At 69.7% G+C, this 15,001-nt stretch carries 13 protein-coding genes; 2 read left to right on the top strand and 11 right to left on the bottom strand.

Features of this window, described 5'->3' with window-relative positions:
• Nucleotides 1-5: 5 nt before the first annotated feature.
• The 9 genes from VHB92_RS16030 to VHB92_RS15990 form a co-directional block, all read right to left on the bottom strand.
• The gene (locus tag VHB92_RS16030; RefSeq protein WP_325454771.1) at nt 6-419 is read right to left on the bottom strand and encodes a hypothetical protein; all 414 of its coding nucleotides are present in this window, start codon (nt 417-419) and stop codon (nt 6-8) included.
• 163 nt (nt 420-582) lie between these two features.
• Nucleotides 583-1,059 (bottom strand): 6,7-dimethyl-8-ribityllumazine synthase, encoded by a 477-nt coding sequence (gene ribH / locus VHB92_RS16025; protein WP_325454770.1) that lies wholly within the window; start codon nt 1,057-1,059, stop codon nt 583-585.
• Nucleotides 1,056-2,498 carry a GTP cyclohydrolase II gene (ribA, locus tag VHB92_RS16020; protein WP_325454769.1) on the bottom strand — a complete coding sequence of 481 codons (1,443 nt, stop codon included), beginning with the start codon at nt 2,496-2,498 and terminating at the stop codon, nt 1,056-1,058. Before ribA ends, ribH begins: the two co-directional genes overlap by 4 nt.
• Nucleotides 2,495-3,145 (bottom strand): riboflavin synthase, encoded by a 651-nt coding sequence (locus VHB92_RS16015; protein WP_325454768.1) that lies wholly within the window; start codon nt 3,143-3,145, stop codon nt 2,495-2,497. Before VHB92_RS16015 ends, ribA begins: the two co-directional genes overlap by 4 nt.
• Before the next feature lie 2 nt (nt 3,146-3,147).
• On the bottom strand, nt 3,148-4,275 hold the full coding sequence (gene ribD / locus VHB92_RS16010; protein ID WP_325454767.1) for a bifunctional diaminohydroxyphosphoribosylaminopyrimidine deaminase/5-amino-6-(5-phosphoribosylamino)uracil reductase RibD: 1,128 nt from the start codon (nt 4,273-4,275) through the stop codon (nt 3,148-3,150).
• 527 nt (nt 4,276-4,802) lie between these two features.
• Nucleotides 4,803-5,537 (bottom strand): HAD family hydrolase, encoded by a 735-nt coding sequence (locus VHB92_RS16005; RefSeq protein WP_325454766.1) that lies wholly within the window; start codon nt 5,535-5,537, stop codon nt 4,803-4,805.
• A 109-nt stretch (nt 5,538-5,646) separates the two neighbouring features.
• Nucleotides 5,647-6,657, bottom strand: coding sequence for a tryptophan--tRNA ligase (trpS, locus tag VHB92_RS16000; protein ID WP_325454765.1), 1,011 nt, complete (start codon nt 6,655-6,657; stop codon nt 5,647-5,649).
• Nucleotides 6,658-6,727: 70 nt separating this feature from the next.
• Nucleotides 6,728-7,570, bottom strand: a complete 843-nt coding sequence (locus tag VHB92_RS15995) for an exodeoxyribonuclease III (protein WP_325454764.1) — start codon at nt 7,568-7,570, stop codon at nt 6,728-6,730.
• Between the two features lie 9 nt (nt 7,571-7,579).
• Nucleotides 7,580-8,959 (bottom strand): YihY/virulence factor BrkB family protein, encoded by a 1,380-nt coding sequence (locus VHB92_RS15990; RefSeq protein WP_325454763.1) that lies wholly within the window; start codon nt 8,957-8,959, stop codon nt 7,580-7,582.
• Nucleotides 8,960-9,165: 206 nt separating this feature from the next.
• Here VHB92_RS15990 and ptsP point away from each other — a divergent pair, with 206 nt between their 5' ends.
• On the top strand, nt 9,166-10,821 hold the full coding sequence (gene ptsP, locus VHB92_RS15985; RefSeq protein ID WP_325454762.1) for a phosphoenolpyruvate--protein phosphotransferase: 1,656 nt from the start codon (nt 9,166-9,168) through the stop codon (nt 10,819-10,821).
• A gap of 35 nt (nt 10,822-10,856) precedes the next feature.
• The gene (locus tag VHB92_RS15980; protein WP_325454761.1) at nt 10,857-12,182 is read left to right on the top strand and encodes a GNAT family N-acetyltransferase; all 1,326 of its coding nucleotides are present in this window, start codon (nt 10,857-10,859) and stop codon (nt 12,180-12,182) included.
• A gap of 218 nt (nt 12,183-12,400) precedes the next feature.
• Here the strand turns inward: VHB92_RS15980 and VHB92_RS15975 are convergent, their stop codons facing one another.
• Nucleotides 12,401-13,186 (bottom strand): succinate dehydrogenase iron-sulfur subunit, encoded by a 786-nt coding sequence (locus tag VHB92_RS15975; protein WP_325454760.1) that lies wholly within the window; start codon nt 13,184-13,186, stop codon nt 12,401-12,403.
• Entirely contained in the window at nt 13,186-14,982 is a 1,797-nt protein-coding gene (sdhA, locus tag VHB92_RS15970; protein ID WP_325454813.1) for a succinate dehydrogenase flavoprotein subunit, read from the bottom strand. Before sdhA ends, VHB92_RS15975 begins: the two co-directional genes overlap by 1 nt.
• Between the last annotated feature and the right edge of the window lie 19 nt (nt 14,983-15,001).

The following is a 15,001-nucleotide window of genomic DNA, read 5'->3' as shown; positions in this document are numbered from 1 at the left end:
CCGCCTCACTGCGATTTGCGCCATCCCGACACGAGGTTCGTCACATCCGTGGTCAGGCGGGAGTTGTCCCTGCCGCAGGAATAGGTCTGCAGCATCGTCTTCGTGCCGTCGCCGAGCGTGAGCTGAAGGCCGGTCGTGACGCCGCCTGCGCATCCTGGCCTGACCTCGACGACCGACGCACCCGGGTGCCAGCCGTCATCGCGCAGCACCGCGGTGAGCGCATCCAGTTGCTGCGGGTCGGTCGTCGTCTTCGGCGAGTCGTCGAAGCCGGGCACGGCCTGCGACTGGCGGTAGGTGACCGAGGTGATCGTGCCGGTCCAGGGCCCTGGCCTGACGACGACGATGACGATCGCGACGACGATGGCCACCGCGACGAGCGCTCCGCCGATCCAGAGTGCGGCTTTGCGTGCTCTGCTCACGGGCACAGCCTACGGTCGGCCGGGCGCCGCACCGCGGAAGTCCGCCGGCAACGGCGGTTCTTTCGCGATCCGGCACGTTCCTTGCACGGTCCAGGTACGCCGGGAGCCGGTCGTCGCGCTCATGCGGCGCTGACAACCGGCTCCCGTCGACCCTGCAGAGCGGTCAGGCGCTGCGGAGGTCTCGCAGTGTGATCGCCGTGGCGAGCGCCGCGTGCGCGGCCTCCGCCCCCTTGTCCTCCTTGGATCCCGGCAGCCCGGCGCGATCGAGCCCCTGCTGCTCGTCGTCGAGCGTGAGCACCCCGAATCCCACCGGCTTGCCCGTGTCGAGCGCCACACGGGTGAGGCCGTCCGTCGCGGCCGACGACACGTACTCGAAGTGCGGAGTGCCGCCGCGGATGATCACGCCCAGGGCGACCACGGCGTCGGCGCCGGCATCCAGCGCGACTTTGCTCACCACGGGCAGTTCGAAGCTGCCGGGAACGCGCACGAGCCTCCAGTCGGCGCCGGATGCCGCCAGCTCGCGCTCGGCTCCCGCGATGAGACCCTCTGTGATGGTCTCGTGCCACGTTCCTGCCACGACCACCACCCGCAGTCCCGTGCCGTTCAGCGTGTCGTGGTCCGGTGCGCCGGCTCCGCTCATCGGGTCGCGCCTTTCTCCTCGGTTGTCGGGTGGATGGTCTCGGGCTCTGGACCGTCGCCGCTTGCGACAACGGCGGGTGCGGCCACGTGATGCGCGATGAGCTCGTCGTCGGAGCCGGCAGCGGCATCCTGCTCGAACTCGTCGTCCAGCTCCGGCAGGTCGGCGAGGTCGCTCGCCGAGCCGCTCTCACCGGAAAGCCCCGTCGCCGGAAGCAGGTGGCCGAGGCGATCGCGCTTCGTGGCGAGGTACTGCTCGTTGAGCGCGCCGAGGCCGACGATGAGCGGCACGCGCTCTTCCACCGTGACGCCGTGCTCGGTGAGCTGCTTCACCTTGTCGGGGTTGTTCGTCAGAAGCCGCACCGAGCGGATGCCGAGATCGTTGAGGATCGCGGACGCCGCGCCGTAGTCGCGCGCGTCGATCGGCAGCCCGAGCGCGAGGTTCGCGTCGAGGGTGTCGAGCCCGTCCTCCTGCAGCCGGTAGGCACGCAGCTTGTTGATCAGGCCGATGCCTCTGCCCTCGTGGCCGCGCAGGTAGATGACGACGCCGCCGTCGTGCTGGATGGTGTCGAGTGCGGCATCCAGCTGCGGTCCGCATTCGCATTTCAGTGAGCCGAACGCCTCGCCCGTCAGGCACTCGGAGTGCACGCGGACGAGCGATCCGGATGCGCCTGGCGTGCCGGCGATGATGGCGACGTGATCGGCGCCCGTCATGCGGTCACGGTAGGCGCGCATGCGGAACGGCCCGTGCGTGGTCGGCACCGTGGTCTCGACCTCGAAGATCACCCGCGAGCTCTCCGGGACCTCGGCGACCGGCTCCTGCAGCCCGCCGCCGTGGAACTCCTCGAGATACTCGATGAGCGCCTCGATCGTGATCACCGGGACGCTCTCCCTGGCGCCGAACTCGATGAGCTCGGGCAGCCGCATCATCTCGCCGTCGTCGGCCACCACCTCGGCGATCGCGCCGACCGGGGTCATGCCCGCGAGCTTCAGCAGGTCGACGGCGGCCTCGGTGTGACCGTCGCGCTCACGCACTCCGCCGTCCACCGCGCGAAGCGGCACGATGTGGCCTGGGCGGTGCAGGCTGCGGGCCGTCGACGACGGGTCGGCGAGCACGCGCAGCGTGTGCGCACGGTCGGCGGCGCTGATGCCGGTCGAGAGACGATCGGCAGCATCCACCGTGATGGTGTAGTTCGTGCCCCGGGAGTCCTCGTTGTCGACCACCATGACGGGCAGTTCGAGCCGGTCGGCGAGCTCATTCGTCATCGGAGCGCACACGAACCCCGACGTGTGCCGCACGGTCCAGGCGATCCACTCCTGCGACGCCGTCTCGGCGGCCAGGATCACGTCGCCCTCGTTCTCCCGGCTCTCGTTGTCGGCCACCAGGACCGGTCGTCCGGCGCGTAGCGAGTCGAGTGCTTCGGGGATGGTCGCGAGCGTCATGCTTCACTCCTCTCGTCGGAGAATCGGTGCCTCGGCGTTGCCTGCTCCAGCGCGAGCATCCGCTCGACGTGCCTGGCCAGGATGTCCGTCTCGACGTTCACGCGGTCGCCCATCTCGAGGCTTCCCAGGGTGGTGGCCACAAGGGTCTCCGGAATGAGGGAGACCTCGAACCACTGCTGCGCGGCATCCGCAGCGCTCACCGCGGAGACCGTGAGCGAGACGCCGTCGACGGCGATCGAGCCCTTGCGGGTGACGAGCGACGCGATCTCGGGGGAGAGGCTGAAGCGGACGACGCGCCATGCCTCGCCCGGCGTCACGGCGAGCACCGTGGCGATGCTGTCGACGTGGCCCTGCACGATGTGGCCGCCGAGGCGGTCGCCGACCTGCGCCGCGCGCTCGAGGTTCACTCGCACGCCTGCCGCCGCCTCGTCGAGCGTGCTGACCGCAAGGGTCTCGGCCATCACGTCGGCGGTGAAGGAGTCGGCGCTCTGGTCGACGACGGTGAGGCAGACGCCGCTGACCGCGATCGAGTCGCCGTGCTTCGCGTCCTGCACCACGAGGGGCCCACGTACGGTGATCCGAGCCGCGTCGGCGCCGCGCTCGATGGCGATGACCTCGCCGAGTTCTTCGATGATTCCGGTGAACATCCTCATGCTCCTTGCTGGATCGTCTGAGAGGTCTGTGTGCTGTCGGCAGGGGTGGTGCCGGCAGGGGTGGTGCCGGCGACCGTGCTGTCGGGCGGCCACGGGTTCAGGTGACGCGCCGTCGGATCGAGTGCGACGAGCAGCACGTCGTCGTCCACCCGCTCGACTCGTTGCAGGCGGAGCCGCCGCTGCTGGGCGATGGTGCCGACGCCGAGGTCGGTCGTCGCCGTGCGAGGACCGCCGAGAAGGGTGGGCGCCAGGTACACGTGCAGCTCGTCCACGAGCCCTGCGCGCAGGAGGGCGTCGGAGAGCACGGGTCCCGCCTCCACGTACGCGGTCCGGACTCCACGGTCGCGCAGGTCGACCAGCGCGGCGGCGAGGTCGTGGCCGGGCAGGAAGAGCGGTGGGTTCGGGTGGCGCCGCACCGCGGCATCCTGCGGCACCTCGCGGTCGCCGATCACGACGGGCAGGGGCTGGTGTGCGAGAAGCCCGCCGGCCTCGTCGCGGGCGGTGAGGCTGGGGTCGTCGGCCAGCACTGTGCCGGTTGCGACGATGATCGCGTCGGATGCCGCCCGATCGTCGTGCACCCGGCGGCGCGCAGCTGCCCCCGTGATCCATCTGCTGCTGCCGTCGGCCGCTGCCGTCCGGCCGTCGAGGCTGCTCGCCCACTTCAGCGTCACGTACGGGCGGCCAAGGCGGGCGGCCGTCAGCCAGTCGCTGAGGAAGTCGCCTGCCGCTTCGGCTTCGACCCCGGGGATCACCTCGACGCCCGCTTCGCGGAGCCGGTCGGCACCGCCGTGCGAGGCGTGCCCGGGATCGTCCACCGCGTACACCACGCGGGCGACTCCCGCCGCGATCAGCGCCTCGCTGCACGGACCCGTGCGTCCGGTGTGGTTGCACGGCTCGAGGGACACGACGGCCGTTGCTTCCGCCGCCTCTCCGGGCGCCAGCTTCGACAGCGCGTCGACCTCGGCGTGAGCGGTGCCGGCACCACGGTGCCAGCCCTCCGCGATGGTCTCGCCGGTGGGGGAGAGGATGACGCAGCCTACCCGCGGATTCACGCCGGCCGCCGGCCCGCGCGCCGCCAACTCGAGGGCGCGCCGCATGGGCGCTTCGAACCCCGTGTCGATCATCCGATCCCCGTCTGTCCTGTACTTCCGCTCGTCGTCTCGACGAGCGGGCGGACCCCGGGGTTTGTCGGTACATGCCGACGGCACGGATGCCTGACGCATCCGCGCGCGTGCTGCCTCCCATCCGGACTCTGACGCTTCGACCGAAGCCGAATGCACCATCACCGTCGGTGCCGGAATTCCACCGGCTCGGCCTCCCCGTACGCCTCTGCCGAGCCCGGCGCCTGCAGGCGCTGGGCATGAGCACAAACGAACGACTCGGTTCGCGGACTATCACCGCCGGTTCGGACTCTCACCGACCCCGGAGCACTTTCTACAGCGTATCAACGCGCGCGTCGGCGTCGTATTCCCGTGTCACCTGGCGTCGTCTTCGCGCGGGTTGCAGCGATGTCTGCGGCTGCTCCGGATGCCTCAGTGTCCCTTGTCCGCGATTCCTCTGGAGAGCCCGCCGCTCCTGGTCGTACGCCGGTTTCGCCGTCGACAGGCTCGGGCGCTGGCGGGTAGCGGCGGGCGCCGCACCGCGGGAGACGTCAGGCCAGGAGAGCCGTCACCAGCTCATCGAGCGCGGTGATGCGCACCACGCCCAGCTGTTCTGCCGCATCGCGTTCCTCGGCCGACACCGCTGTGTTGTGCCGGTCGAGCCACACGCCCGTCAGCCCGGCATGGGCGGCGCCGACGGCATCCGTCCCCAGCCGGTCTCCGACGTACACCGTCTGATCCGGCCGTACTCCGAGCCTGTCGCAGGCGAGGCGGAAGATCCTGGTGTCGGGCTTCGTCACGCCGACGGCGCCCGAGGCCACCACGGTGTCGAATCGATCGCCCAGGCCCACGGCGTCGATCTTGCGCAGCTGATAGTCGAGCTCGCCGTTGGTGATGATGCCGAACCGCACGCCGGGGATGCGCCGCTGCAGCTCGTCGAGGCACGGCAGCGCATCCTCGTGCAGGCGCCAGTGCTCCTGGTAATGGGCAAAGAACGCCGACCACCACTCCAGGGCCTCGTCCGGAGTCAGCGCGACCCCGTGGCGTGCCGCGTAGTCCCGGGCCCGGTCGGCCCGCTGGCCGTCGGACGGCACCTCGCCGCGCAGATAGCGGTGGTAGTGGTGCTCCTCCAGCTCACGCCAGGCGGCGAGCTCCGCTGCCTGATCGGTGATGTCGTACGGATGCCCGAGCGAGCGCAGATGCGACACGAGTCCGTCGGTCACGGCGTCGCGGTGGGCGAAGAGCGTGTCGTCGAGGTCGAACAGCACGGCATGGATGACGCTCATCGCGCCCCCACAAGCAGCCGCACGGGCGCGACCGAGTGCGGCGCGCGGCGAGGGGAGCCCACCTCGGGGTGCCAGACGTCGAGCACACGCGGTCGCATGGAACCCGTGCTCAGGGCCGCACCCGCCGCAGGAATCCCACGGCGTCGTACGCCCTCGCCAGCGTCGCCTCCGCCACCTCCGACGCGCGGTCCGCGTTGGCGGTCAGCACCCGGTCTAGCTCCGCCGGGTCGTCCAGCAGCTCCAGAGCCCGGGCCCGCACGGGCTCGAACTCGCCGATCACGACGTCGGCCAGACCCTTCTTCAGATCGCCGTAGCCTCGTCCCTCGTACTCGCCGGCGACGGCCTCGATGGTCTGTCCGCTGAGAGCCGCGTAGATCGCCAGCAGGTTGGAGACCCCCGGCTTCTCGCCGCGGTCGAAGCGAACGACGGTGTCGGTGTCGGTGACCGCCCGCATGATCTTCTTGCGCGTCACGCTCGGCTCGTCGAGCAGCAGGATGAGGCCGGCAGGCGACTCGGCGGACTTCGACATCTTCGACGTCGGATTCTGCAGGTCGTAGATGCGCGCGCTCTCCTTCTGGATGATCGCGCGCGGCACGACGAACGTGTCGCCGAACCGCGAGTTGAAGCGCTCGGCCAGGTCGCGCGTCAGCTCCACGTGCTGCCGCTGGTCGTCGCCGACCGGAACGTCGACCGCGTCGTAGAGCAGGATGTCCGCCGCCATGAGCATCGGGTAGGTGAACAGCCCGACGCTGGCGGCATCCGTGCCGAACCGCGACGACTTGTCCTTGAACTGCGTCATGCGCGCGGCTTCGCCGAACCCGGTGATGGTGTTCAGCACCCAGGTGAGCTCGGCGTGCGCCGGCACGTGCGACTGGACGAACAGGGTGGATGCGGTCGGATCGATGCCGGCGGCGATGTACTGCGCCGCGAGACCCCGCGTCTTCTCCGCGAGCTCCTTCGCATCCTGGGGGACGGTGATGGCGTGCAGGTCGACGATGCAGAAGAAGGCGTCGTGCGAGTCCTGCAGCTCGCGCCACTGCAGCAGCGCCCCGATGTAGTTGCCGAGGTGCAACGAGTCGCTCGACGGCTGGATGCCGGAGAAGAGGCGTGGCTTGGTCATCTGTCGGTCTTTCTGGAGCAGGTGTTCTGAAGCTGAAGTGAGGAGGAGAAGGGTGCCGCCGACGAGGACGTCAGAGCGCGTAGTCGACGACGACGGGCGTGTGATCCGACCATCGCTCGGCGTATGACGGCGCTCTGTCGACCTGGTAGTCGACCACTTTCTCGGCCAGCTTCTGCGTGGCGAGCTGGTAGTCGATGCGCCAGCCGGTGTCGTTGTCGAACGCCTTGCCACGCCAGCTCCACCAGGTGTACGGGCCGTCCACCTCGCCCGCCTGCTTGCGACCGATGTCGATCCAGCCGTAGCCTGCGCCGTCGTTGTAGTGCTCGTCGCTTTCCGCGCCCATGAGCTTGTCGAAGTAGGCACGCTCTTCCGGCAGGAATCCGGCGCGCTTCACGTTGCCCTTCCAGTTCTTGATGTCGAGCGTGCGGTGGCCGACGTTCAGGTCGCCCATCACGGCCGCGAGCTCGCTGTGCTGGGGCAGGGCCTTCATACGGGCATCCATGGCGTCGAGGAACCGGTACTTGTAGACCTGCTTCTCGGTGCCCGCCTCGCCAGAGGGCACGTACGCGCTCACCACGGTGACGATGCTGCCGTCGACCTCGTAGTCCGCCTCGAGCCAGCGCCCCGCGGTGTCGAAGTCCACTTCGCCCAGCTCCACCCGGTGAATGGATGCCTTGCCGCGGCTGGCGAGGGCGACGCCGGCACGTCCCTTCGCCGTCGCCGCGTCGTGCAGCACGTCCCACTCCTGGCCGAGCAGCTCGACGAGGTCGTCGGTGGACGCTCGCACCTCCTGGAGAGCCAGGATGTCGACGCCTCGCCCGTCGAGCCACGCGCCCATGCCGCGACGGAACGCGGCCCTCACACCGTTGACGTTGACCGTGGCGATGCGGAGCGTGCGGCGGGACGAAGGCATGCGTCAAGGTTAGTGGCGGCGGCCGACATCCTCTGCGCGGGAGCGGACCGGCGACGGGCTCGGATCGGTCCACCAGCTGCGCTTCTTCGGCGGAGACGGCTCCGGCTCCCGGAGAACGTCGTCCAGCTCCTTCCTGGCGTCCCGCAGCGTGCGATTGGCGAACCATCTCGAGAGCCCGTGAGCGCGTGCAGCGGCGCGCTCCGCGTCGTCCACCGCCGTGCGCGCGACGAGCAGGCGGGCCGACCGTTCGGCCATCGCCTTCTCATAGGCGATCTGCTCGGCGGTGCGACGGCGCGGCTCGATGCCGCTGTCGAACATCCCGACGGCGATCCAGGCCGCGGCGAGCAGGATCATCCTGCAGATCATGTTGAACCAGAGCAGAAGCCCGACGAACACGGCGAAGGTCGCCAGCAGGGGATTGCGGGTGGCGCCGCCGATCAGCAGACCGCCGAGCACGCTCAACCCGCTGATGGCGATGGCACCGAGCAGCGGGCCGAGCACGAGGAACCGCCAGGGGATCACCACGCGCGACAGCACGCGGTACATCGACACGAGAACGAAGTAGTTGAGGGCAACCGAGATGGCGAACCCGATCACCCTGGCGAGGAGGTTCTCCCAGAACGAGCCGCCGCCGATGCCGAAGAGGCCGAGCACGAACGTGATCGCCTCTGTGGTCAGCACCGACACGGATGCCGACACGATGAGCACCACCCCGAACACCACGGCAAGGCCGAGGTCGGTGATCTTCTGCAGCACGTAGTTGCGTTCGTCGCGCTCGAGGGAGAACATCGCGCGCACCGCCTGGCGGGTGTAGTACAGCCAGGCGACGGCGGTCCAGAGCAGGCCGATCAGGGCGATGATGCTCGTCCACCCGAACGTCGTGCCGAGCGACTGCAGCGTCTCCTGGCTGATGACGCCCTCCTTGCCGCCCGCCGCGATCAGGCCGGGCACGGCGTCGTTGATGATGTCGACGAGCGCACCGAAGAGCTGCTTGTTGCTGGTCAGCCAGTAGCCGGCGATCGAGAAACCGACCCACAGCGCCGCGAAGATGGCGAACAGCGACTGGTACGACATGCCTGCCGTGCGCAGGTTGCCGTCGTGGTGCGAGAACTGGATCCAGACCCGGTACGGCTTGAGGTTGCTCACCCAGCGCCACCAGCGGTTCACGCGTCGCACCGGTCCGACCAGTCTGTCCCGCAGCGGATCGGCGATCTCCTCGAAACGTTCCGTGAGCTCTTCGCGCTCATGCACGGCCTCGGTTCGCAGCCGGTCGATGCGACCGTCGGCCGCCTCGTCGTGCGCGGCAGCGGATGCCCGTGCCCCTGCGCCGGTGCCGTCGTGACCGACCAGGGGAGAGGCATCCGTCGACTTCGCGTTCCGCCGCGCCACGGCATCAGCCTACGGGCGACGCGGGCGCGGGAGGCACAGCGCGCACGTCTCGTCGTCGGCCGTGAGCCGAAGCTCGCGTCGCCTCGGCGGGCGTCGCGCCCGCGACCGGGTGCGGCCGTCGTTCCGCCGGTGTCCGGCGGTGCTGTCCGTGGACACCGACCTGGATATGCCCCGGTTCCGGCTCACGCGCTCAGCGGCATAGGCTGGTGGCCGTGTCGACCCAGATCGCGGGCATCGGCGTAGGCCACGGAATCGCCGTCGGCCCCGCCCTGCGCATGCCGGACCCGATCGACGAGCCCGAAGACGTGGAGTCGCAGGCCGAGGCGGTCGACGAGTATCGCAGGGCGCAGTCTTCGCTGGAAGCCGTCACGGGTGAGCTGGTCGAGCTCGGACGCAAGGCGGGTGGCGACGCGGAGGAGATCCTCGAGGCCCAGTCGCTGATGGCGCAGGACCCGGCAGTGGTCGACGACATCCAGCAGCGTATCGGCGACGGCAAGACGGCCGAGCGAGCCGTGTTCGAGGCGTACGAGCAGTACGCGCAGGTGCTGGAGGGCCTCGGTGACAACCCGGCGGCGAGGGGAGCCGACGTGCGCGACGTGGCCCGCCGCGTCATCGCGAGGCTGCGCGGTGTCGCCCTCCCCACCGTGCCGCAGTCCGACGCCCCGTTCGTGCTCGTCGCCCACGATCTGGCGCCGGCCGACACCGCGACGCTCGACCTCGGCAAGGTGCTGGGGGTCGTGACACGCGATGGCAGCACGTCGTCACACACCGCCATCCTCGCCCGCAACAAGAACCTCGTGGCCGTCGTCGGCGCGTCGGGCAGCGATGTCATCGTCAACGGGCAGACCGTGATCGTCGACGCCGAGCACGGGCAGGTCATCGTCGACCCCGACCCCGTGGCCGTCGCAGAGGCGGCGCAGCGCGGCGGCACCGTCGTCGCCCCGCGCCCGCTGACCCCCGGCGCGCTCGCCGACGGCACCCCCGTGCCGCTGTTGGCCAACGTCGGCTCGCCGGAGGAGGCAGCTCCCGCCGTCGCGCTCGGCGCTGAGGGAGTCGGGCTGTTCCGCACCGAGTTCCTCTATCTGGATGCGCGCAAGGCGCCGCCCGTCGAGCTGCAGCGCTCCCGCTATCGCGACCTCATGGCGGCGTTCAGCGGACGCAAGGTGGTCGTGCGCGTTCTGGATGCCGGCGCCGACAAGCAGCTGGCCTTCCTCGGCCACACGCACGAGGAGAATCCAGCGCTCGGGCGGCGAGGCATCCGAGCGCTTCGCGAGCACGAGGACGTGCTCCGCGACCAGCTCACGGCGCTGGCGGCAGCGCAGCGTGACACCGGAGCTGACCTCTGGGTGATGGCTCCCATGGTCGCCGACGTGGCTGAGACCGTGTATTTCATCGACGTGGCGCGTTCGCTCGGCCTGAGCACGGTCGGCGTCACGGTCGAGGTGCCGTCTGCCGCCGTGCTGGCCGACCAGGTCGTCCCACTGTGCGATTTCGTCAGCATCGGCACGAACGACCTCACCCAGTACACGCTCGCGGCGGACCGGATGCTCGGATCGGTGGCGCAGTACCAGGACGCGTGGCACCCCGCCGTGCTGCGACTGGTGAAGCTGGTCGGCGACGCGGGGAGGGCGTCGGGCAAGCCGGTCGGGGTGTGCGGAGAGGCGGCATCCGATCCCCTCATGGCCGTCGTGCTGGTGGGGCTCGGGGCTGAGGACCTCTCGATGTCACCGGGCGCGCTCGCCGATGTGCGCGCTGCGCTGGCCAGGGTGACGCTCGCCCAGGCCCGCGAGCTGGCGCTTCGCAGTCTCGCCCAGACCAGCGCCGCTGCATCGCGCGGCGTCGTGGCCGAAGCGTTCGCCTGACCGCACGAGCGTCTGCGTCCCCATAGTCTGAGGGGATGGATTCGACGCAACTTCCCCTCGACGCCACCTCTTCCGACGCGCTCGCGGCCGAAGGGCTGCGTCTCGGGCTGGTCGACGGCACGAACCGCGATGCGATGGCCGCGTGGGACGAGGCGGACTATCGCGGTTTCCATGATCGGCGCCCCGACGCGGAGACGATCGACGACCACGTGCGGCACACCGCGCAGCGCCGCATCGTCGGCGTGTGGGACGACGCCATCCCGGAGCCCGACGTGCCCGTCGCCACGGTCTCCACGTGGGTGGGGGAGCTCACCGTGCCCGGCCGCGCGACCGTGGATTCCTGGGCCGTCAGCTCGGTGACGGTCGCCCCGACCCACCGTCGGCGTGGCGTCGCCCGCGCTCTGCTCGAGGGCGAGCTGCGCACCGCGGCATCCGCCGGCGTGCCGATGGCCTCGCTGACGGTGTCGGAGGCGACCATCTACGAGCGCTACGGATTCGGCCCCGCCACCCAGACGGCCGATCTCGTGATCGACACGAAGCGCGCCGGTTGGGCGCGTGCGACATCCGACGCGGTACCGACGGGCGCGCGCGGTGACGGACGCGTGGCGTTCGTCTCGCTGGAGACCATCCGCGACACGTGTCGGGACATCGTCGATCGCGCGCGCCTCGCCACGCCGGGCGACTTCACCACGGACGACTTCCTGTGGGGCCGCCTCGCCGGAGTGCTCGGCGACCGGGACAAGAAGCGGTCGCTGCGTGCCGTGCGCTACGACGACGGCGACGGCACCCCGCAGGGGTTCGTCGTCTACTCGCTCAAGGCCGACCCCGCCGACTTCTCGAAGCACACCGTCGACATCCGCTACCTGCGCGCCGCGACCGACGACGCTTACGCGGCGATCTGGCGGTTCCTGATCGAGCTCGACCTGGTGGGCACCGTGAAGAACGAGGTCGCCGCCGCCGACGAGCCCGTGCTCTGGATGATCCGCGACCAGCGCGCGGCGACCGTCGTGCTGCGCGACCACCACTGGCTGCGCATCCTCGACGTGCCCGCGGCCCTGCGGGCACGCACGTACGGCCGTCCCGGATGGCTGACGGTGCGCATCCATGACCGCCTGGGCTTCGCGGCGGGCACGTATCGGATCGACGTGCGCGCCGACGGCTCCGCGGAGGTCGAGAAGACGGATGCCGCACCCGACCTGGCGATGGACGTCTCGACGCTCTCCGCGCTCTACCTCGGCGCCTGGCGCACGTCGACGCTCGCGCGCGCCGGCCGCATCGCCGAGTTCACCGCCGGCGCCACCGCACGCTTGGATGCGGCGTTCCGGTCAGACGAGGCACCGACGCTGAGCTTCTGGTACTGACCAGCTTCCGGCGCCGACGCTCCGGCGGCGGCGTCCCAGCGCACTCTTGCGCGGAGTGTTCTCGCCTGCGGTCTTCCCGGGTGCGGCGTTCTCGCCCGCCGACTTCTCAACCCGCCTGACGCCAGACCGCAGAATGCACGATGTGCCGTACGGAAAGCAGGTTTTCCGTACGGCACATCGTGAAAAGTGCGGCCCAGCGCGGCAGGCGACTGCGGCGACTAGGGGCGACCTCGCATGATCGCCTGCTTGACCTCGGCGATCGCCTGCGTGACCTGGATGCCGCGGGGGCAGGCATCCGTGCAGTTGAAGGTCGTGCGGCAGCGCCACACGCCCTCCTTGTCGTTGAGGATGTCGAGGCGCACCTGCGCGGCGTCGTCGCGCGAGTCGAAGATGAACCGGTGCGCGTTGACGATCGCCGCCGGGCCGAAGTACTGGCCGTCGGTCCAGAACACGGGGCACGACGAGGTGCACGCTGCGCACAGGATGCACTTGGTCGTGTCGTCGAAGCGCGCGCGGTCGACGACGGACTGGATGCGCTCCTTGCCCTCCGGCGGAGCGGAGTTGGCCTGCAGGAACGGCTGCACCTCTCGGTAGGACGCGAAGAACGGCTCCATGTCGACGACGAGGTCCTTCTCCAGCGGCAGGCCCTTGATGGCCTCCACGTAGATCGGCTTCTGCACGTCGAGATCCTTGATCAGGGTCTTGCAGGCCAGGCGGTTGCGGCCGTTGATGCGCATGGCGTCCGATCCGCACACGCCGTGGGCGCACGAGCGGCGGAACGTGAGCGAACCGTCCTGCTCCCACTTGATCTTGTGCAACGCGTCGAGCACCCTGTCGGTCGGGTACATCTCGACGTCGAAGTCCTCCCAGTGCGGCTCGGTGTCCACGTCGGGGTCGAACCGGCGGATGATCAGCGTCACGATGAAGGACTTGATCGGCTCGGGCGCCTCGGCTGCCTTCGACTCCTCGGGCGCCTCGGTCACGTCGGCGACGGCGGTGGACATCAGTACTTCCTCTCCATCGGCTGGTAACGGGTGACCACGACGGGTTTCCAGTCGAGCTTGATGTGGTCTGCCGGATCCGACGAGTGCGGATCGCCGGTGAGGTAGGCCATGGTGTGCTTCATGTAGTTCTCGTCGTCGCGCTTGGGGTAGTCGTCGCGCATGTGGCCGCCGCGGCTCTCCTTGCGGTTGCGGGCCGAGAACACGACGACCTCCGCGAGGTCGAGCAGGAAGCCGAGCTCGACGGCCTCGAGAAGATCGGTGTTGAACCGCTTGCCCTTGTCCTGCACCTGCACGTTCCGGTAGCGCTCGCGCAGCTGGTGGATGGTCTCGGTCACCGCCGCCAGCGTCTCGTCGGTGCGGAACACCTGCGCGTTGCGGTCCATCTCGTCCTGCAGCTCCTTGCGGATCGCGGCGATCCGCTCGGTGCCCGTCGAGTTGCGCAGACCGTCGAGCATGGTGCGAACGTCGGCAGCCGCGTCCTCGGGGAGCGGCACGAAGCCGGCCGTCTTCACGTACTCCACGGCGTTGCGTCCGCTGCGCTTACCGAAGACGTTGATGTCCAGCAGCGAGTTCGTGCCCAGACGGTTCGACCCATGCACCGAGACGCACGCGCACTCTCCGGCCGCGTAGAGGCCGGGAACGACAGTGGTGTTGTCGCTCAGCACCTCGGCGTTGTTGTTGGTCGGGATGCCGCCCATCGCGTAGTGCGCCGTCGGCATCACGGGAACGGGCTCCACGACCGGATCGACGCCCAGGTAGGTGCGAGCGAACTCGGTGATGTCAGGCAGCTTGGTCTCGAGCACCTCTGCGCCGAGGTGCGTGCAGTCCAGCAGCACGTAGTCCTTGTTCGGACCGGCGCCGCGACCCTCGAGAACCTCCTGCACCATGCTGCGCGCGACGATGTCGCGCGGCGCGAGGTCCTTGATGGTGGGCGCGTACCGCTCCATGAAGCGCTCGCCCGATCCGTTGCGCAGGATCGCGCCTTCGCCGCGAGCACCCTCGGTGAGCAGGATGCCCAGGCCGGCCAGGCCCGTCGGGTGGAACTGGAAGAACTCCATGTCTTCCAGCGGCAGCTGCTTGCGCCAGACGATGCCGACGCCGTCGCCGGTGAGGGTGTGCGCGTTGGAGGTCGTCTTGTAGATCTTGCCGAAGCCGCCGGTGGCGAAGATCACGGCCTTCGACTGGAAGACGTGCAGCTCGCCCGTCGCAAGCTCGTACGCCACGACGCCTGCCGGCCGCCGCTGCCCGTCGACCTCGCCCATGATCAGGTCGAGCACGTAGAACTCGTTGAAGAAGTTGATGCCGAGCTTGACGCAGTTCTGGAACAGCGTCTGCAGGATCATGTGCCCCGTGCGGTCGGCCGCGTAGCAGGCGCGGCGCACGGCCGCCTTGCCGTGGTCGCGGGTGTGGCCGCCGAAGCGTCGCTGGTCGATCTTGCCCTCAGGCGTGCGGTTGAACGGCAGGCCCATGTTCTCGAGGTCGATGACCGCGTCGATCGCCTCCTTGGCGAGGATCTCCGCCGCATCCTGGTCGACGAGGTAGTCACCGCCCTTGACGGTGTCGTAGGTGTGCCACTCCCAGTTGTCCTCTTCGACGTTCGACAGCGCGGCGGCCATGCCGCCCTGCGCCGCTCCCGTGTGGGAGCGCGTCGGGTAGAGCTTCGTGATGACGGCGGTCTTCGCCTTGGGCCCCGCCTCGATCGCCGCGCGCATGCCGGCGCCGCCGGCGCCCACGATGACGATGTCGAACTGGTGGTAGTGGACGCCGTCGATGACGTCACCGTCCGTGAACTCCATGCTCTGCTCTCTCCCGCCT

It is taken from the genome of Humibacter sp. (assembly GCF_035547335.1).
Lineage (GTDB): Bacteria > Actinomycetota > Actinomycetes > Actinomycetales > Microbacteriaceae > Humibacter.
Note: the sequence above shows the minus strand (reverse complement) of the source record. Positions and strands in the feature narration are given on the sequence as shown.